This window comes from Pseudonocardia sp. Ae505_Ps2 (assembly GCF_001932425.1).
GTDB lineage: Bacteria > Actinomycetota > Actinomycetes > Mycobacteriales > Pseudonocardiaceae > Pseudonocardia.
Genome location: NZ_MCIP01000001.1, coordinates 1,247,975 through 1,265,838, shown reverse-complemented (window position 1 = coordinate 1,265,838; position 17,864 = coordinate 1,247,975). Strand labels below are relative to the sequence as shown.

The following is a 17,864-nucleotide window of genomic DNA, read 5'->3' as shown; positions in this document are numbered from 1 at the left end:
GCACCTGATGGATGGCCGCTATGGACCAGCGACGTGCGGCCGGGCCGCGAGCACGACACCCGCTGCGCCCGTACCCACCCCGGGCTGCTCGAGGGCCTGGCCGCGTTCACCGACGACACCCACGCCGCGCTGGGCGACCTCGGCTACGAAGGCGAAGCCGACCGGCTCACCGTGCCCATCAAACTCGCCCCCGGCCGCGGGCAGACGGTCAACCAGCGCACCGTCAACACCCTGCACTCAGCCCTTCGTGCTCTGGCCGAACGCGGAAACGCCCTGCTCAAGACCACCTTCGCCGCGTTGCGGCGAGTCACGCTATGTCCCTGGCGCACCGGCGCGATCACCGCAGCTGCGCTCGTACTACTCCACACCGAGTACGACCGCACGACATGATCAACCCGCTACTGAGAACACCTCAGTATCCGAACGGAAAGTGATTTGGCCACCCGATGGTGGTAGAAGAATTGTTCGGGCACTCCCGCCCCGCTAGATTCGCAGCCAGTCGGCACGGGCTCCCCCCTTTCTGTCAGCGTGCCGACATGGAACGGGGCCTTCACCACGGCCCTGACACCTCATCAGGAGAAGAACTGTGCTGAAGAAGGCCGGAATCATCGTCGCGGCGTCCGCCGCGTCCCTGCTCGCCGTCTCCCCGCTGGCCTTCGCCGGCGACTACGCGGGCGACTCCGCCAAGCACCACGGCAAGCACGAGTCGGGCCACATCGACAAGGACGCCAAGGGCCTGCTCGCGGGTGGCCTGAGCGGCAACAACATCAACGTGCCGATCCAGCTCTGCAACAACAACATCCCGGTCAACGTCCTGGGCGTGCAGGTCCCGGTCGAGGACGCGAACCTGCTGAGCGGCATCACCGGGGCCCTCGGCCTGGGTGGCAAGGCCAAGGCCGTCTCCGGCGACTCGGCCACCGACCAGTCCGACAGCTGCGGCCAGACCTCCGGCGCGGGCGACTCGATCGGCTGATCTCTCCGCACCTCGACGTGCCCCGGGACGACGTGGTCCCGGGGCACCGTCGTGTCCGGGGTCAGCCCCCGGCCCGGCGCACCTCGCGACGCCGGCGAGCGTCGTCCCGGCGACGGCGCTCGGTGTCGTTCGACGGGACCAGCTCCGGGACCGGGACCGGACGCCGGTGCTCGTCCATCGCGACCATCGTGAAGTAGCAGCTGTTGGCGTGCCGTTGGGTCCGCTCGGTGATGTTCTCCGTGGTGACCCGGATGCCGACCTCCATCGAGCTGCGCCCGGTGTGGTTCACCGACGCCTGGAACGTCACGAGCTCGCCGATGTAGATGGGCTCGCGGAAGCGGACCCGGTCCACCGAGAGCGTCACGACGTAGGTCTCGGCCCAGCGGCTCGCACACGAGAACGCGACCTGGTCGAGCAGCTTCAGGATCGCGCCACCGTGGACGTTGCCGGAGAAGTTCGCCATGTCCGGCGTCATCAGCACGGTCATCGTCAGCTGGTGACGGGGCAGGCCGCCGGGCGCGCTCACGTCGCCGCCGCCAGGATCTCCCGGGTCACCGTCCGCCAGGCCGCCGACAGCGGGTCGACCACCGCGAAGTGGTCGCAGCCGGGCAGCTCGACGAGCCGTACCGACGGGTGCCGGCCGGCGTAGGAGCGGGAGACGGCCGGCGGGACGCGCTCGTCGGCGTCGCCGTGCACGATCGTCACCGGTCCGGGCGGGGTCGGGCCCGCCGCCGGGTCCAGGTCGGTGCGCCCGGCCGCGGGGCCGCCGAGATAGGCGCGGACCGCGCCGTCGCCGAGGTTCTCCGCGTCGGCCAGCGCCAGGTCCGCGACCGGGGCGAGCGACACCGTCGCCCTGATCAGCGACGGCTCGACGGCCGCGGCGTGCAGCACGAGGTGCCCGCCCGCCGAGTGCCCCACCGCGACGACCGGTCCGGCGATCGCGTGGGCGGCCCGCAGTCCGGCGAGCACGTCGGCGACGGTCGCGTCCGGGTCGCCGGGCGCCCGGCGGTACTCCAGGGACGCGACGGGCAGCCCCAGCGCGTTCACCGCACCCGCCGTCGACCGCAGGTGCACCCGGTCGAACCGGGGCCGCCAGAACCCGCCGTGCACCAGCACGACCAGCGGGCGGCCTGGCCCGCCGTCCGGCCACAGGTCCATGACCTGGTCGGGGTCGTCGCCGACGGCGACGACACGGGGCGGCTCGGGGGCCGGGCGGGAGAGGACCGATCCGTTCACGACCGGTGGTCTAGCACGGATCACCCCGCCGGGCGTGCCGTGGCGGCCCGCCGCCGGCCGGCCTTGCGCAGCTCCAGCACCGCGACCGCGGCCACCGGCACGAGCACCGCCGCGATCCACTGCGGACCGGTCAGCGGGGTCAGCCGCAGCGTCTCCCGCAGCGCCGGCACCGTCGTGGCCACCCACACGGCCGCGGCGGTCACCACCGTCCACCAGGGCAGGAACCGGTTCGCGAACAGACCCGACCGCAGCACCGGTGTCCGCTCGGTCCGCATCACCCAGGCCAGCGCCAGGTGCCCGGACAGCCACGCCACGAACGCCACCGTCTGCGAGGCGGTCACCAGGTACAGCCCGCCGACGGCGACGAACAGCGCCACGGCCCCCGCGGCGAGGTCGCCGAGCAGGGCCCGGTCCAGGAAGCGTGCGCCCGGGTCGCGTGGCGGGCGGGTCATGGCGTCGCGCTCGGCGGGTTCCGCGGCGAAGGTCGCGCTGCCCGCGATGTCCATGAACATCTCCAGCACCACGATCTGGATCGGGGTGAACGGCACGGCCATCCCGGTGAGCACCCCGGCGGCGACGGTCGCGACCAGCCCGGCCTTGCAGGCCAGGTAGTAGGCGACGCCCTTGCGCAGGTTCCCGTGCAGCGTGCGGCCCTCGTGCAGGGCACGGGTGAGGGTGGAGACGTCGTCGTCGGCCAGCACGAGCCCGGCCGCCTCGCGGGCCACGTCGGTGCCCGACGAGCCCATGGCCACCCCGACGTCGGCCCGGGCCAGCGCGGGGGCGTCGTTCACGCCGTCCCCGGTCACCGCCACCACCTCCCCGCCGGCCTGCAGCGCCGTGACCAGGCGCAGCTTGTGCGCGGGCGTGACCCGGGCGAACACCGGCGTCGACGCGACGGCGGCGGCCAGCGTCGCGTCGTCGAGACCGTCGAGGTCGCGGCCGGTCAGCACCGGGTCGGGGTCGATGCCGACCTCGGCGGCGACGGCCCGGGCACATGCGGGGTGGTCCCCGGTCAGCATCACCACCCGCACCCCGGCCCGTCGTGCGGCGGCGACGGCCTTGGCGGCACCCGGGCGCGGCGGGTCGGACAGCGCCACGAGCCCGGCGAGGACGAGGTCGCGCTCGGCGGCGCCGACCGTCGCCGGGACCTGCGGCGCGGGCCTGCTCGCCACCGCGATCACGCGCAGGCCGCGGGCGGCGAGCACCGCGACCCGGCCCGCGGTCTCCGGCGACGGCGCCGCGCACCGGGCCAGCACCGACTCCGGCGAGCCGGTGGTCACCACGGTGGCGGTGCCGGAGGCGCCGGCGGGCAGGACGACGGTCATCGTCTCCCGGCCGGGGTCGAACGGGAACCGGGCGACCGGCTCGGCGGGCGTGGGCAGGCCACGGTCGCGGGCGGCGACCAGGAACGCGACGTCGGTCGGGTCGCCGGACCAGCCGCCGTCGGGCTCGGGGGCGGTCTCGGTGCAGGCCGCGCCGAGGGCGACCACGGTGTCGCCGTCCGTGCCCGGAGCCGGTTCGACCCGCGCGACGGCCATCCGGTTGCGGGTGAGCGTGCCGGTCTTGTCGGTGGCCAGCACCGTCACCAGTCCGAGCGCCTCCGCCGCGCGCAGCCGCCGGACCAGCCCGCGTCGCCGGGACAGCCGGTGCGCGCCGAGCCCGAGCACCAGACTGACGATGATCGGCAGCTCCTCCGGGACCGTCGCGAAGGCCAGGGTGAGCCCGGTCAGCACCATCTCCCGCCACGGCCGACCGGTCAGCACCCCGATCAGTGGGACGAGCACGCTGAACGCGATCGCCAGCGTCGCGAGGCTGCCCGCGAGCTCGCGCATGGCCTGCTGCAGCGCGGTCCGGGGCGGTCGCGCAGCGACGACGAGCCCGGTCAGCGTGCCGAGCTCGGTGGCCGTCCCCGTCGCGACGACGACACCGCGGGCCCGCCCGGCGACGACCGTCGTCCCCGCGAACACCAGGTTCGTCCGCTCGGCCAGCGCGGCGTCGCCGGGCAGCACCCTGGCGGCGTCCTTGGGGGCGGCGACGGGCTCCCCGGTGAGGGTCGACTCGTCGACGCGCAGACCCCAGGACTCGACCAGGCGCAGGTCGGCGGGCACCCGCGAGCCCGCGGCCAGCGGCACGAGGTCGCCGGGCACGACGTCGGTGACATCGACCGAGACGGTGCTCCCGTCGCGCACCACCGGCGTCGTCGGGGCGGTGAGCTCGCCCAGCGAGGCGATGACCGACTTCGCCCGGAACTCGGCGAACACCTCGACCCCGACGACCGCCGCGATGATCACGACGACGGCGACGGTGTCGTCGAACCTGCCCCAGACGCCGTAGAGCACCGCGATCGCCGCGAGGAGCAGCATCATCGGCTCGGTGACCTCGTCGGCCATTACCCGCAGGAAGGTGACCCGGCGCGGGACCACCCACCGGTTGGGGCCGTGCCGCCGGTGACGGGCTGTGGCCTCGGCGTCGGTCAGACCCCGCACGGCGTCCGTGCCGAGGTCGTCCACCACCGCCGCGCCGGTCGCGGCGTGCGCCCCGGTGCTCACCGGCTGCCCACGGCCTCAGTCCGTACGCGGTGGCAGGTCGGGGGCCACGCCCTCGGCGCGGTACACGGCGGCGGTGAACGCGTCGAGTGCGTGCCGGCAGCGGTCGAGCAGGGCCTCGGCGTCCTTGCCGCGCTCGTCGGGGAAGAAGTCCCGCGACGAGATCGTCGCCAGCCAGCGGGTGAGCCGCTCCAGGTCCTGCTCGTTCTCCTCCAGCTCGGCGAAGGAGTAGTTGTCCCGGGAGGACTCCTTCGCCAGCTCCGCCAGCAGCGCCTCGCCGCGCTCGGTGAACTCGGCGAACTCCTTGCCGTGCTCGGCGCGGATCCGGGCGACGATGCCCTCGTCGCTGCTCCCGGCGGCGACGTCGAGGGCGAACGCGGTGCCGCCGGCCTCGCGGACGTAGGTCGCGAGCCCCTCCAGGAACGTGCGGTGCTCGTCGGTCGCGGGCAGCACCCACGCGCCGTTCTGGAGGCCCACCGCGCCCGCGGCGCGGGCCCGGCGCCACAGCGTGACCCGTGGGCTCGAGGGCGCGGCGGGCAGCTGCGCGAGCAGCAGGACCCAGCCGGCTGACGGCGCGTCGGTCATGCCGGGTGACGGTACCGGGCCGCCACCGGCGTGCAACAGGTGTTTCGTCGGGTGGGGCGCCGGCGTCGGGTGGGGCAGGCTGGGGGCATGCCCGCCCCCGCCCACCGTCTCGGTCTCGGCCTGGCCGCGATCGCCCGCCCCGCCTACATCACCTCCGGCCGCGCCGCCGAGCTCGGCGACGCCCGCGACGTCGCCGACCTGCGCGACCGTTCCCGTGCCCTGCTCGACGCCGCGTACGCCGCGGGCGTCCGCTACGTCGACGTCGCCCGCTCCTACGGCCGCGCCGAGGAGTTCCTCGCCGGCTGGCTCGCCGACCGGCCCGGGGTGACCGGCGGCGAGGACCCCGTCGAGATCGGCTCGAAGTGGGGCTACCGCTACGTGGGCGGGTGGCGGACCGACGCCGACACCCACGAGATCAAGGACCACTCGCTCGACGCCTTCACCGAGCAGTACGCGATGAGCCACCAGCTGCTCGGCGACCACCTCGGGATCTACCACGTGCACTCCGCGACGCTCGACACCGGCGTCCTCGACGACGAGCGCGTCCACCGCGCGATGGCCCACCTGCGCGACCGGGGGATCCGGGTCGGGATCTCCACCTCCGGCCCCGCCCAGGCCGACGCGGTGCGCCGGGCGCTGGAGGTCCGGGTGGACGGCGAGCCGCTGTTCACCTCGTTCCAGAGCACCTGGAACCCGCTCGAACCCTCGGTGGGTCCGGCGCTGGCCGAGGCCGCCGACGCCGGGGCCCGGGTGATCCTGAAGGAGGTCTTCGCCAACGGCAGGCTCGCCCCGGGCGGTGAGGACGGCACCGAGGGCGCCCGTGCGGCCGCGGCGCTGGCCGCGCGGACCGGGATCGGGCTGGACCGGATCGCCGTCGCCGCGGCGCTGGCGAACCCGTGGGCGTGGCGGGTGCTGCTCGGCCCGGTCGGGACCGACCAGCTCGCGTCGAACCTCGCGGGCGCGGAGCTCACGCTGCCGGCGGACGTGGCCGAGGAGCTCGCCGCGCTGGCCGAACCGGCCGAGAGCTACTGGCGCACCCGCTCCGCGCGCCCCTGGAGCTGACCCGGCGTTTCCCGGCGGTCATACGCTCGTTTACCTTCCAGCCACCTTGCGGTCGGAGTCGACGTCGCCTGCTGATGCCGCCCGGCCGCCGGTGAAGAGGAGGGGACATGACCGCCCAGGACCATCTCGCCCGGGGCCGCGGCGCCCAGGGCGGCGGCGCGCACAGCGCCGACGACGACCCGGCCACGGTCGTCATCCCGCGCGTCACCGAGGACGCCGGGGCCGGTCCGCGGCCCGCGGGGGCCTCCGGGGCCGCGAGCCCGGCCCCCGCGGAGCCGTCACCGCAGGCTCAGGCCGCCGCGCCCGGCGCACCGCACCTGGCGCTGGTGCGTCGCGGGCCGGTCGTCGGCACCGCCGCCGCGATCGTCGCCGTGCTGGCGCTGGCCCACTACGGCGCCGCCGTCTACGGCATCGGGCGGCCCGGCTTCGAGATCCCGGCCCCGATCCGGCTGGGCACCGAGCTGAACATCTCGACCTGGTTCAGCTCGGCGCTGCACCTGACCAACGCGGCGCTGCTCGCGCTGATCGCGGCGAACTCGGTGCGCCGCGAGCGGTGGCGCTGGATCCTGCTCAGCCTGTCCTGCGCGGTCGTCGCGATGGACGAGACCGCCGCGAACCACGAGCAGGTCGGCTGGATCATCCACACCACGTTCGGCACCAGCGGCTTCCTGACCTACGCCTGGATCATCCCGGCCGTGGCGCTCGTCGCGGTGGTCGCGGTGCTGTGCCTGCCGATGGTGCTGCGCCGGCCGGGGGCCTGGCTCGTCGTCGCCGGGGCGGCGGTGTTCCTGCTCGGCGCGGTCGGGCTGGAGTCGGCCGGTGGGGCGCTGTTCGAGCAGACCGGCGACGTGCAGTCCTTCACCTACAACGTCCTGGCCGGCACCGAGGAGACCCTCGAGATGGTCGGTCTGGTCATCGCCATGGCCGGGCTGCTCCGCATGGCGGGCGGCAGCGGCCTGCGGATCGCCGGCGCCGGGTTCGTCGACCGGTCCCGCTGACCCGCCCGCACACGACGACGGGGCCCCGGTGATCCGGGGCCCCGTCGTCGTCGGTGTGCGGTCGCTCAGCCCACCCGCGAGTGCGCCTTCTCCTCGGCCAGGCGCAGCACCAGGTCGGCGCGACCGGACTCGATGTCCAGTGCGGACCGCAGCCGCGGCAGCGCGTGGTCGGTGATCCGGGTGCGCAGCGCGGCGAGGTCGGCACCGTCGTCCGCGGTCACGTCCAGGTGGATCTCCGGACGACGGCGGTCGCCCACGAGTGCGGCGGCGGCGCGCTGGACGCCGTCGTAGCTCTCGATGTCGGCGGCCAGGGCGTCCGCGGCGTGGTCGGAGTGGATCCGGGTCGTCCCGGCGTCCCGGCCCGCGACCTGCGCCGACGGTAGCGTCCATGCCGAGGTGCGGGGCGTGCGACGAGCCTGGGCGAGCAGCCAGCGCAGGGCCAGCAGCCCGACCACGACCGCGACGGCGAGGGTCACCCACGGCGCCCACGCGGGCAGCGTGAGACCGGCGGGCAGCAGCGGGACCGAGGGGTCGATCCCGGGAAGCACCTGGCGCAGGACGCCGGTGCCGAACAGCAGCCCGAACACCCCCGCGGCGAGCAGGACGAGCCCGATCAGGAACAGCAGGGTCCGGTTGAGCCGGGACGGTGGGGTCGCGCTGGCCATCACGCCTCCTGCTGCTTCGTGCCGGTCACGGACACCGTGATCTTCGGGCTGCGGGCCGGTCCGACGGCGTCGAGCCGCTGCGCGACCGCGCTGCGGACCCGGTCGCGCAGGTCCCTGGGGTCGCCGAACGCGGCGTGCGCGGTGACGGCGGCGCGGCGGCCGGTGTTCTTCACCGATGCCTTGGTGATGCCGTCGACGTCGGTGGCGGCGTCGGCCAGCGCCCGGTTCAGGCTGCGCCGGGTGATGCCGGAGTCGAGCTTCTCGGCCCCGTCCGCGGAGGCCAGCGGGAACACGGTCGGCGTGCCCGGCCGCAGCGCGACCACGACGAGCACCAACCCGACCAGCGCGACGACGCCGGACGCGACGAGCACGGGCACGTCGGCGCCGGTGTACCCGGCGACGGTGGAGCCCAGCAGGCCGAAGTCGAGGATCGGCTGCTGCCCGAGGAGCAGCTGCACGACCGCGACGGCGACGACGACGCAGAGCGCGAGCAGGACCAGCGCCACGATGCCCGCGGCGAGGGACTTGCGGGGGCGGCGGATCATTCGAGCTCCCTCCCGGCCGGGCGGGCGGCGCCCGGGATGGTGAGCGCGGTGACGACGACGTCGACCCGCGTGACGGACAGCCCGGTCAGCGCCTCGACCTGCCGCACGACGTGCCCGCGGGCGCGGTCGCAGACCGCGGCGACCGGGGACGGGTAGGCGACGGAGATCCGCGCGTCGATCCGGGCCCACTGCCCGGAGACGGTCGCCTCGACGCGCGGGTGGCCGTCGGCGTCGTCGCGGCCGAGCATCCGCCCGACCGTGCCGGTGCTCCCGCCGACGCCCTCGGTCTCCTCCAGGGCGCCGAGCGCGATCTTCTGCACGACCTGGTCGGCGACGTCGACCCGGCCCCGGTCCTCCGGGGCCGTCCCGGCGGAGGCGTCCGCGGAGCCCGTGCCGGTGTCGATCGAGCGGGTCGGGGTGTCGTCCGGCGGGGGCGGGGGGAGACGGGTGGCCCGGATCGTCTCCGGGTCCCCGGTCGCCGTCCCCGTCGGCTCGACGGTGCTCACCGGGTTCACCGGACCTTGTCGCGGCCGCGTCCGGACAGCCCCGACCGCTCGGAGAGCTCGGACAGGTCGAGGTCGCCGTCGAGCCAGCGGCCGACGCCGAGCCCGATCGCGCCGAGGATCAGGGCGAGGACGAACCCGCCGAAGCCGCCGACGATGCCGGCGATGGCCAGGAGGAGACCGGCGATCAGGCCGATCTGGGTGTTGGTGGACAGGGACATCACAGTCACGTCCTTCGAGACGAGGAGGTACCGGACGTCCGGGGATGTGGACGGGCGTCCGGGCGGGTCAGGGGGTGGCCGCGGGAGGGACCGGGAGCTCGCCGGTGGCGGGTGCCGAGTCCGACTGCCGGACGGGCGTCGGCTCGGTGGGACCGGCGTAGTCGCCGACCACCACGTCCACCCGCGCGCCCCCGACGACCGGGAGCAGCGCGGTGCGGACCTGGTGGTCGATCTCGGCCACGGAGGCCGGGTAGCGACCGACCACGTGCACCTCGACGGCCGGGGCCGTGGGGTCCACGCGGATGCCGCTCACCCGGCGTCCGGGCAGGTAGGTGGCGACCTCACCGAACCGGCCGCCGTGCAGCTGCGCGACGCCGGGGCAGCCCAGCACCGCGTCGGCGATCCGGTCGGTGTCGATCGCACCCGTGGCGACGATCCCGTCGCCACCCGCGGCGGTACGGGCGCTCACGCCACCCGCGAGGTGGACTCGATCTTCTTCGGCTCCTCGTCCTTGCCGTCGTCCTCGGACGGCAGGTGGACGTCGTCGACCGAGATGTTGACCTCGACGACCTCGAGCCCGGTCATCCGCTCCAGGGCGGAGATGACGTTGCGGCGCACGGCCTTCGCCAGGTCGGCGATGGAGACGCCGTACTCGACGACGACGTTGATGTCGACGGCGGCCTGCTTCTCGCCGACCTCGACCGACACGCCCTGCGAGGCGTTGGTGGTGCCGCCCGGGATGCGCTCGCGCAACGCGCCGAACGCGCGGGCCGCGCCGCCGCCGAGGGCGTAGATGCCACTGACCTCGCGGGCGGCCAGCCCGGCGATCTTCGAGACGACGGTCTCGGCGATGCGGGTGCTGCCGTGCTCGGACTGCAGGGCCGACGGGGTGCCGGTGACAGCCGGGGCCTTGGTCGCCTTGGTCTCGGTGGTGCTCATGTGTGCCTCCAGGTCATGGCCCGGTATCGGGCCTCACAGTGGCCGGATCGGGGGCCGGTTCGCACCGGTGGTGCCCTGTCGATCCGCTCGACACACATGGGAGTCCCGGGGGTGGCGCATCCTCACGGACCAATTTGGGTGGTCGTCGTCACACCTGCGCTCCGCCGATGGGTCGCTGACCTGGGCAGAGAGCGTCCGACCTGCGAAGGGAGGCTGTGGCGGGGCCCGGATCCTGCGGGTTTGCGATCACGTGTTCGGGTGTTCATCGGACGTGGTGGTCAGGCGGGCGGCAGGCCGATCGTCCAGCCGGTGACGTCGCGCAGTGCCACCTGCCAGCAGGCGGGTTCGCCGTAGTTCGGCCCGCCCGCCGCGGTCGGGACCACGAGCGCGTCGGTGAAGTAGATCCAGTGGATGTCCTTCGTCGGGACGTCCGGGCCGGGGCGCTCGTCGCCGCGACCGCCGGCCATCTCGTCGAACATGTCGGCCATCGACGCCGCGGACTCGTTGCCCGGATCGTCGGCGGTGAGCCGGCGCAGCTGGTCCCCCAGTCCGCGCAGCCAGGCCGAGGGGTGCACGGCGTTGCCGAACACCAGCCCGGCCGGGGTGGCGACGGTGAGCGGGACGCTGTTGCGCTCGTCGCGGTAGGCGATCGACAGCACCGCCTGCAGGTAGCTCGGTGCGCTCAGCTCGGGGATGGTGACCACGCGCTGTGCGTCGGCCATCCCGGCGGGTCCGTCGGCGTCGACCGTCATGGCTCCGGACGGTAACCAGGAACCGCCCGGTCACGACAGGTCCACGTCGACCTGACGAGAACGCCCGGACGGTCCAGCGACCGCACCGCCACCCGGCCCAGTCGACCCCTCAGGATCGACGTGCGCGGACTGCGACGCCCGGCTCCGGGCGGCGCGGGGACGGCACCGCGACCTCGGGGTGGACGACGACGGCGAAGCGGGCCCCGGCGCCGTCGGGACCGACACCGTCGACGGTCTCGTGCGCCCGGACCGTCAGTCCGCGGGCGGTCGCGGCGGCGACGAGCGTCTCGTGCACCCGGTCGGCCGTCCCGGCCTGACCGAACGCCCCGCGGTAGTGGTAGGCCAGCAGCATCCCGCCCGGCCGCAGGCGGTCCAGCAGGGCGGTCAGGCCGACCCGCAGCGTGACCGTTTCCCAGTAGTAGAGGACGTCGGAGCAGACGATCAGGGCGAAGTCGCCCTCGGGCATCTCGTGCGGGAGCGTGCGACGGACGAAGGTCCCCGACGGCACCCGGGCGGCGGCCCGCTCGACCGCGGCCGAGCAGATGTCCACCCCGAGCAGAGCCGCGGTGTGCCCGGCGAGACGGACCGACAGGTCGCCCTCGCCGCAGCCGACCTCCAGCACCCGGTCGAAACGGCGGCCGGCGAGCGCGTCCATGACGGTGCCGTACTTCTGCTGCTCGTAGGCCGACAGCCCGATCGAGTACGGGTCAGGGCTGCGGTAGGGCCGGTCGTGCGTGCGGCGCCCCCAGCCCGGCTGCCAGAGCCAGGTCTGGCCGGTCCAGCGGGGGTCGTGGGCGTCGCGGCCGAGCCGGGCCAGGCCGCGCACCGGGACCGCGGCGGCCCGCGCGCCGCCGCTGAGGGAGAGCCGGGCGACCCGCCGGGCGTGGTCGATCGGCGTGCGACGGACGGGTCGGCTCTCGGCCATCGGGCGCTCCGGGGGACGTGCGGGTGATACGTCCGGTGTGTCGCGGCACGACCGTCTCCGCGTTACGCCGGACGTCCCAGCAGCCCCCGATGCGGTGACTCCCCGCGAGCTAGCCCTTACGGGCCGCTGTCTCCTCGGATGCCTTCACGACCTGCACCTGGTCGCCGATCTGCAGGTAGTCGAAGTACGCCTTGGCGTCGGCCGGCGGGACGTGGATGCAGCCCGCGGAGGAGCGGTTCGGGTCGCCGCTGTGGAAGGCGATGCCGCCGTCGTTGAAGAAGACCGACCACGGCATCGGAGCGGGGTCGCCGTTGGGCAGGCGCGACTCCTCGCTCTTGTGCTCGGCGTCCTTGCGGTAGACGCGCAGCGAGTGGCCGACCGGGGTCTCCTGGCCGTTGCCGCCGGAGGAGATGCCGATCGGGCCGCGGATGACCTTGCCGTCCTGGATGAGCCAGGACCGCTGCGAGTCCAGGTCGACGCACGCCTTGGCGGTGATCGAGCAGGGGGTGCCGGGGACGAGCGGCTGCGCGCGGGCCTGCTCGGCCGCGGGGGAGGCGGCCAGGGCGGTCCCGGCGACGGCGACACCCGCGATGGTGGCCAGTCCGAGGCCCAGTGCGACGAGGCGGCGGGGCCGCTGCCGGACGGTGTCCATGGGGTGCTCCTGTTCGTCCGCGTCGCCCGGGGCGGCGACGCCACGTGATCGTTCCGTCACTGTGGGAGACGCGTGGGGAACGCCCAGGTTGCGTGACGAAAGGTTCGGCCGTGCCGGGTCAGTCTGCACCCCGTTCCCGACCGGCCCGGACGCGGTGCGCTCCCGTCCCGATCACCCGGAAGGACCGTCTCGGTTCCGATGTCCGGTCCGCCCGGGTTCCTCCGTCCGGTGCGGTCGGGCCACCTGCCCGCTCCGCTCCCGACACGACGATGCCGGCGACCCGTGGGGCCGCCGGCATCGTCGGGAGGGTCGGGTCAGTGCGGGGTGACCTCGCCCATCTCGACCCAGGCGTCCTTGCCGTCCTCGCTCTGGAAGTTGATGAGCGGCTTCTCCGGCACGACCGAGCCCATGAAGTCGAAGAACTTCTGCGCGTGGTCGGTCTTCACGTGGGCGTCGCCGGCCGCGCTGTTCTTGAAGACCTCCACGATCACGAACTCGTTCGGCTTCTCGAAGTTCTCGTAGTAGTCGAAGGAGATGTTGCCCGGCTCGGAGTTCACGTCCTTCGTGTACTGCGCGATGCCGGTCAGCCACTCCTCGCGCTTGTCCGGGCGGATCTGTGCCTTGAGCACGATGAGGATCATGTGAGCCTCCGGTCACGGTCGTCGGGAACGTCGCGGGGATCGTTCCACGGATCGGTGGCGTGCGGGCGTCTCAATCAGGGACGCCCACCGGGTTGACAGCGCTCAGGAGAACGTCGCGGTGTCGATCACGAAGCGGTAGCGCACGTCGCCCCGCACGACCCGCTCCCAGGCCTCGTCGACCTGGTCGCAGGAGATCGTCTCGATGTCGGCGCCCAGGCCGTGCTCGGCACAGAAGTCGAGCATCTCCTGGGTCTCGCGGATGCCACCGATCTTCGAACCGGCCAGGCTCCTGCGGCTCGCGACGAGGGAGAAGCCGTGGTACGAGAGCGGGCCCTCCGGCACGCCGACGTTGACCATCGTCCCGTCGAGCTTGAGCAGTCCGAGGTAGGCGTCGACCGGGATCTGCGCGGCGACGGTGTTGACGATCAGGTCGAAACGGCCCGCCAGCTCGCTGAACGTGCTCTCGTCCTCGGTGGCGAAGTAGTGGTCCGCGCCGAGCCGCTTCCCGTCCTCCTGCTTGGACAGCGTGCGGGACAGGACGGTCACCTCGGCGCCCATCGCGGCGGCGATCTTCACGCCCATGTGGCCGAGGCCGCCCATGCCGACGATCGCGACCTGCTTGCCGGGGCCGGCGTTCCAGTGGTGCAGCGGCGAGTACAGGGTGATGCCGGCGCACAGCAGCGGAGCGGCGACGTCGAGCTCCACGCCGTCCGGGATGCGCAGCACGTAGTTCTCGTCGACCACGATCTGCGTCGAGTAGCCGCCGTAGGTCGGCTCGCCGTCGTACTGCCGGCCGTTGTAGGTCTGCACCTCGCCCTTGAGGCAGTACTGCTCCTCACCGGCGAGGCAGTTCTCGCACTCGCGACAGGAGTCCACGAAGCAGCCGACGCCGACGCGGTCGCCCACCGCGTAGCGCGAGACCTGGTCGCCGACGGCGGAGACGACTCCGGCGATCTCGTGGCCGGGGACCATCGGGTAGATGCCCTCGCCCCACTCGTCGCGGGCCTGGTGGATGTTGGAGTGGCAGATCCCGGCGTACGCGATGTCGATGACGACGTCGTGCGGCCGCGGGTCGCGGCGCTCGATGGTGCCGCGCTCGAACGGCTTGTTCGGACCTGCGGTCTTCATGGCGGACACGGTCGTGGGCACGGTTCCTCCTCGTGGCGTCGCTACCGACGCCGTGGTTCGGGTGTGGCCGGGCGCCGATGCCACGGCGGGATGCGCGGCCGGTCGTACGGCCGCATCGCCATGTGTCTACCCATTGATCGTTGTGTGCGATGCATCGACGGGCTGTGCGTCACGTCTCCCACCCGCGGAGGAGTGCCGGGCGCAGAGGATCGGTCGGACGAGGGATCCGCGACCGTGCCGTGGCGCCCTACCGTCGGCCCATGACCGGGACGAGGGGGGACGCCGCGGTGCGGCGGGAGGACGCTGTGGACGGCGCCGCGGTGGCCGGGGCGGCGGAGGCGGCGGCGCCGCGACCGTGGTGGAACCGGGTGGCGTGGGCGCTGCACGCGCTGCTGCGGTTCGTCCTGATCCTGCTCATGCAGCCCTACGTCTGGTCCAAGCTCACCTTGACCCAGATGGGCCGGGCCGACTACTCCGAGGCGCTCGTCATGACCGGCGAGAAGAGCCCGATGGGGCTGCTGTGGGGGTTCATGGCCTACTCCCCGGTGATCCAGTTCCTGGCCGGGTTCGCCGAGCTCGTCGTCGTGCTGCTGCTGGTGTTCCGGCGCACGGCCTGGATCGGCGGCCTGCTCGGGACCGTCGCCCTCGGCACGGTCTTCCTGCTGAACATGACCTACGACGTGCCGGTCAAGCAGCTCGCACTCGCCCTGACGGTCGGGTTCGCGCTCGTCGCGGCCCCCGAGCTGCCACGGGTGGTCCGGTTCCTGGCCGGGCGTCCGACGGCGGCGACCGAGGGGTCCCCGCGGCTGCTGCCGTGGCCGCGGGTCCGCCGGGTGACCCGATGGCTGGTCCCGGTGCTCGGACTGGTGCTGATCGCCGCGCAGGGCGCGCTGTTCCAGCAGTTCCAGCCCCCGTTCCAGCGCTCCGACATCGCGCTCGCCGGGGTCTACCGGGTCGTGGAGGACCCGACGGCCCCCGCCGCCCGGCTCGCCGACGACCGGCGCTGGCAGCACGTGGCCGTGGGGCAGTGGACCTACGTCGGCCCGTCGCTCCCGGTACCCGGCTACCCGCAGACCGGCTCCGCCGGGATCTCGGTGCGGCTCGCCGACAGCACCGTCGTCCGCGGGACCTGGCGGCCCGTCGGGGACCGGACGATCCGGGTCGAGTGGAACGCGCCGCAGTCCGGCGCGACCTCACTGGTCGAGCCCGCCGTCCGGACCGCCGAGCTGACCTGGACGCCCCGGCCCGACGGCCGGGTCGAGCTGACCGGGGACGGCCAGCGGCTCGTGCTGGAGAGCGACCCCGAGCTGCGCTTCCTCTACGACCGCGGCTTCTCCTGGGATGCGGGGAACGAGGCGGCCGTCCACCGCTGAGGCCCTACGCTGGCCCGATGCTTCCACGGCTCGGGCTCGCCGAGTGGGTCGTGCTGGCCGTGGCCGGCGAGCGCCCGGTGCACGGTTTCGCCGTCGCCGCGCTCACCGCCGCCGACGGCGAGCTGGGCCGGGTCTGGCAGATCCCGCGCCCGGTCGTCTACCGGGCGATCGGCAGGCTGGTCGACGCCGGCCTGATCACCGCCGAGGCCGTCGAGACCAAGGGTGGCCCGCCCCGCACCCTCTACGCCGCCACCCCCGCCGGCCGCGGCCACGTCGACGCGTGGCTGGGCATCCCGGTGCCGCACGTGCGGGACCTGCGCTCGGAGTTCCTGCTCAAGCTGGCGGTGCTGCACCGGCACGGCCGGGACGCGACCGCGCTGGTCGAGGCCCAGCGCCGCGAGCTGGCCCCGATCGTCGCGGCGCTGCGGGCGGAACAGGACCGCGCCGCAGCGGCGGGGGACGGCGGCGACGAGTTCGACCGGATGCTGGCCGCCTGGCGGCGCACCTCGGCGGAGGCGGCGCTGGCCTTCCTCGACGAACTCTGACTTGCAGTCCCGAAACGGATAGTGGATAGTTCCGGTATCCGACTGGGAGGGTGGTCGTGGTGGACGTACGCATCGGTGACGCCGAGCGGGAGCGCGCACTGGAACGGCTCGGCAGGCACGTGGGGGACGGGCGGCTCGACCTCGCCGAGTTCTCCACCCGCAGCGAGCAGGTGGCCGCGGCGCGCACGGCGTCCGAGCTGGCCGCCGTCGAGGCGGACCTGCCCCGGCTGCCGCGTCCCGTCGACCCGGAGCGCGAGCGGCGGGTGCGCCGGGTCGTCCTGGCCGCGACCTGGGGGCCGTGGGCGCTGACCGCGGTGATCGTCCTGACGATCTGGGCCGCCGTCGCACTGGGCGGGGGCGGAGGGTACTTCTGGCCGATCTGGGTGATCGGGCCGTGGGGTGCCCTGCTCGCACTCGGCACGCTCACCGGCCGCTCGGTCGCCGGTCCGTGCGGGCGGGCGAGAACCGCCGCGGAACGGGTACACCGGGTGCATGCCCCGTCGTGACCTGACCTGGATCCCCCGCCTGCTGGGCGCCGCCACCGCCGCTTACGGTGCGGCCGTCGCCGCGAAGCCGGAGGTGCTGCTGTCGCCGACGAAGCTGTCCGGCGGCGGCCGGACCCCGTCCGCGGGCACCACGCTGCTCGCGCGGGCGGTCGGCGGGCGCGACCTCGCGTCCGGCCTGGCCATGGCCCTGGCCCCGGCCGGGACCCCGCTCAAGGCCGCGATCGCGGTGCGGGTCGGCGCCGACGTCGTCGACCTCGTGGTGCTGGGCTCGCAGCTCCCCGACCGCGACGCCAGGGAGAAGGCGACCATGGTCGCCGCCGGCTGGGGCGCGCTGTGCGCGCTCTCCCTGCTCGCCGCCGACCCGCCGCGCCGGGGGTTGCTCGGGCGCGCATGACAGCCCACGGACCGTCCATCATGATCGGGCGATGGCCACGAGCACCGGGGGCGACCCCCATCTGGAACGCGCCTACTCGCTGAGCGGCCCGGCCGACGCCCGGGCGCTCTACGACGAGTGGGCCCCCACCTACGACGCCGATCTCTCCGGCGAGGCCCAGGGCTACGTCGCGCCCGCGGTCACCGCGGACGCCGTCGTCGCGGCCGCGGGCCCCGGCGGCGAGATCCTCGACGCCGGCTGCGGCACCGGGCTCGTCGGCGTCGCCCTGCGCGAGCGCGGTGCGACCACCGTCGACGGGATCGACCTGTCGCCCGGGATGCTGGACCGGGCCCGCGCCACCGGGGCGTACCGGGACCTGCGCGAGGCCGACCTGACCGCCGCGCTGGCACTGCCCGACGACTCCTACGACGTCGTCGTCTGCGTCGGGACGCTCACCCACGCCCACGTCGGACCCTCGGCGCTCGCCGAGTTCACCCGGGTCGTGCGGCCGGGCGGGTACCTGGTCGCGACCGTCCTCGACGACGTCTGGGAGTCCGGTGGCTACCGTGCCGAGGTCGACCGGCTCGCCGCCGCCGACGTCTTCGAGGCCGTCTCGATCGAGGTCGCGCCCTACCGGTCAGGGCAGCAGGTCGACTGCCGCCTCCTGGTGCTGCGGGTGCGGTAGGCGAGGATGGC

Annotated in this window: 24 protein-coding genes; 9 read left to right on the top strand and 15 right to left on the bottom strand. The window is 74.2% G+C overall.

Going from position 1 to position 17,864, the window contains the following annotated elements; all coding sequences use genetic code 11:
* Nucleotides 1–390 (top strand): transposase family protein (locus Ae505Ps2_RS33140; protein ID WP_249265220.1); only part of this gene is annotated, 390 nt, incomplete at its 5' end.
* A gap of 196 nt (nt 391–586) precedes the next feature.
* Nucleotides 587–973, top strand: a complete 387-nt coding sequence (locus Ae505Ps2_RS05885) for a hypothetical protein (RefSeq protein ID WP_020628221.1) — start codon at nt 587–589, stop codon at nt 971–973.
* A gap of 61 nt (nt 974–1,034) precedes the next feature.
* On the opposite strand, the gene Ae505Ps2_RS05880 is transcribed toward Ae505Ps2_RS05885, so the two are convergent.
* Genes Ae505Ps2_RS05880 through Ae505Ps2_RS05865 form a run of 4 tightly spaced genes read right to left on the bottom strand, consistent with a single transcriptional unit; the run spans nt 1,035 to nt 5,340 of the window.
* On the bottom strand, nt 1,035–1,460 hold the full coding sequence (locus Ae505Ps2_RS05880) for an acyl-CoA thioesterase (RefSeq protein ID WP_043282665.1): 426 nt from the start codon (nt 1,458–1,460) through the stop codon (nt 1,035–1,037).
* A 35-nt stretch (nt 1,461–1,495) separates the two neighbouring features.
* Nucleotides 1,496–2,209, bottom strand: a complete 714-nt coding sequence (locus Ae505Ps2_RS05875) for an alpha/beta fold hydrolase (protein ID WP_075309533.1) — start codon at nt 2,207–2,209, stop codon at nt 1,496–1,498.
* 20 nt (nt 2,210–2,229) lie between these two features.
* The gene (locus tag Ae505Ps2_RS05870) at nt 2,230–4,758 is read right to left on the bottom strand and encodes a cation-transporting P-type ATPase (RefSeq protein ID WP_084786211.1); all 2,529 of its coding nucleotides are present in this window, start codon (nt 4,756–4,758) and stop codon (nt 2,230–2,232) included.
* 15 nt (nt 4,759–4,773) lie between these two features.
* Nucleotides 4,774–5,340, bottom strand: coding sequence for a Chromate resistance protein ChrB (locus tag Ae505Ps2_RS05865; protein ID WP_075309535.1), 567 nt, complete (start codon nt 5,338–5,340; stop codon nt 4,774–4,776).
* Between the two features lie 87 nt (nt 5,341–5,427).
* Between Ae505Ps2_RS05865 and Ae505Ps2_RS05860 the strand changes: the two genes are divergently transcribed.
* Complete coding sequence (locus Ae505Ps2_RS05860) at nt 5,428–6,402, top strand: aldo/keto reductase (RefSeq protein ID WP_075309537.1); 975 nt, start codon at nt 5,428–5,430, stop codon at nt 6,400–6,402.
* Between the two features lie 107 nt (nt 6,403–6,509).
* Nucleotides 6,510–7,400, top strand: coding sequence for a hypothetical protein (locus tag Ae505Ps2_RS05855; RefSeq protein ID WP_020627436.1), 891 nt, complete (start codon nt 6,510–6,512; stop codon nt 7,398–7,400).
* A 65-nt stretch (nt 7,401–7,465) separates the two neighbouring features.
* Here Ae505Ps2_RS05855 and Ae505Ps2_RS05850 read toward each other — a convergent pair whose 3' ends face one another.
* The 11 genes from Ae505Ps2_RS05850 to Ae505Ps2_RS05800 all read right to left on the bottom strand — a co-directional run bounded on the left by Ae505Ps2_RS05850 (nt 7,466) and on the right by Ae505Ps2_RS05800 (nt 14,371).
* Nucleotides 7,466–8,065 carry a hypothetical protein gene (locus Ae505Ps2_RS05850; RefSeq protein WP_075309539.1) on the bottom strand — a complete coding sequence of 200 codons (600 nt, stop codon included), beginning with the start codon at nt 8,063–8,065 and terminating at the stop codon, nt 7,466–7,468.
* A complete protein-coding gene (locus Ae505Ps2_RS05845; RefSeq protein WP_075309541.1) occupies nt 8,065–8,610 on the bottom strand; it encodes a DUF6286 domain-containing protein in 546 nt (181 codons plus the stop codon). Before Ae505Ps2_RS05845 ends, Ae505Ps2_RS05850 begins: the two co-directional genes overlap by 1 nt.
* A complete protein-coding gene (locus tag Ae505Ps2_RS05840) occupies nt 8,607–9,116 on the bottom strand; it encodes an Asp23/Gls24 family envelope stress response protein (RefSeq protein ID WP_249265219.1) in 510 nt (169 codons plus the stop codon). The genes Ae505Ps2_RS05845 and Ae505Ps2_RS05840 overlap by 4 nt, the downstream gene beginning before the upstream one ends.
* A 5-nt stretch (nt 9,117–9,121) precedes the next feature.
* Nucleotides 9,122–9,334 carry a hypothetical protein gene (locus Ae505Ps2_RS05835; RefSeq protein ID WP_020627432.1) on the bottom strand — a complete coding sequence of 71 codons (213 nt, stop codon included), beginning with the start codon at nt 9,332–9,334 and terminating at the stop codon, nt 9,122–9,124.
* A 67-nt stretch (nt 9,335–9,401) separates the two neighbouring features.
* Nucleotides 9,402–9,803: a hypothetical protein gene (locus Ae505Ps2_RS05830; RefSeq protein ID WP_075309543.1), complete on the bottom strand. Its 402-nt coding sequence runs from the start codon at nt 9,801–9,803 to the stop codon at nt 9,402–9,404.
* Nucleotides 9,800–10,273 carry an Asp23/Gls24 family envelope stress response protein gene (locus tag Ae505Ps2_RS05825; RefSeq protein WP_020627430.1) on the bottom strand — a complete coding sequence of 158 codons (474 nt, stop codon included), beginning with the start codon at nt 10,271–10,273 and terminating at the stop codon, nt 9,800–9,802. The genes Ae505Ps2_RS05830 and Ae505Ps2_RS05825 overlap by 4 nt, the downstream gene beginning before the upstream one ends.
* 278 nt (nt 10,274–10,551) lie before the next feature.
* A complete protein-coding gene (locus Ae505Ps2_RS05820; RefSeq protein ID WP_075309545.1) occupies nt 10,552–11,025 on the bottom strand; it encodes a hypothetical protein in 474 nt (157 codons plus the stop codon).
* A 109-nt stretch (nt 11,026–11,134) separates the two neighbouring features.
* Nucleotides 11,135–11,950, bottom strand: a complete 816-nt coding sequence (locus Ae505Ps2_RS05815) for an SAM-dependent methyltransferase (RefSeq protein ID WP_075309547.1) — start codon at nt 11,948–11,950, stop codon at nt 11,135–11,137.
* Nucleotides 11,951–12,059: 109 nt separating this feature from the next.
* A complete protein-coding gene (locus Ae505Ps2_RS05810; protein ID WP_020627427.1) occupies nt 12,060–12,602 on the bottom strand; it encodes a L,D-transpeptidase in 543 nt (180 codons plus the stop codon).
* 314 nt (nt 12,603–12,916) lie between these two features.
* Nucleotides 12,917–13,243, bottom strand: a complete 327-nt coding sequence (locus Ae505Ps2_RS05805; protein ID WP_075309549.1) for a putative quinol monooxygenase — start codon at nt 13,241–13,243, stop codon at nt 12,917–12,919.
* Nucleotides 13,244–13,345: 102 nt separating this feature from the next.
* The gene (locus tag Ae505Ps2_RS05800) at nt 13,346–14,371 is read right to left on the bottom strand and encodes an NAD(P)-dependent alcohol dehydrogenase (RefSeq protein ID WP_075553470.1); all 1,026 of its coding nucleotides are present in this window, start codon (nt 14,369–14,371) and stop codon (nt 13,346–13,348) included.
* A 260-nt stretch (nt 14,372–14,631) separates the two neighbouring features.
* Between Ae505Ps2_RS05800 and Ae505Ps2_RS05795 the strand changes: the two genes are divergently transcribed.
* From Ae505Ps2_RS05795 to Ae505Ps2_RS05775, 5 genes are read left to right on the top strand one after another with little or no spacing between them, the layout of a single operon-like run.
* Nucleotides 14,632–15,744, top strand: coding sequence for a hypothetical protein (locus Ae505Ps2_RS05795; protein WP_139320135.1), 1,113 nt, complete (start codon nt 14,632–14,634; stop codon nt 15,742–15,744).
* Nucleotides 15,745–15,761: 17 nt separating this feature from the next.
* A complete protein-coding gene (locus Ae505Ps2_RS05790) occupies nt 15,762–16,289 on the top strand; it encodes a PadR family transcriptional regulator (protein ID WP_075309553.1) in 528 nt (175 codons plus the stop codon).
* 59 nt (nt 16,290–16,348) lie between these two features.
* Nucleotides 16,349–16,795, top strand: a complete 447-nt coding sequence (locus tag Ae505Ps2_RS05785; protein ID WP_083696225.1) for a DUF1707 domain-containing protein — start codon at nt 16,349–16,351, stop codon at nt 16,793–16,795.
* Entirely contained in the window at nt 16,782–17,189 is a 408-nt protein-coding gene (locus tag Ae505Ps2_RS05780; RefSeq protein WP_020627421.1) for a hypothetical protein, read from the top strand. Before Ae505Ps2_RS05785 ends, Ae505Ps2_RS05780 begins: the two co-directional genes overlap by 14 nt.
* 31 nt (nt 17,190–17,220) lie before the next feature.
* Nucleotides 17,221–17,853, top strand: a complete 633-nt coding sequence (locus Ae505Ps2_RS05775) for a class I SAM-dependent methyltransferase (RefSeq protein WP_020627420.1) — start codon at nt 17,221–17,223, stop codon at nt 17,851–17,853.
* Nucleotides 17,854–17,864: the final 11 nt, after the last annotated feature.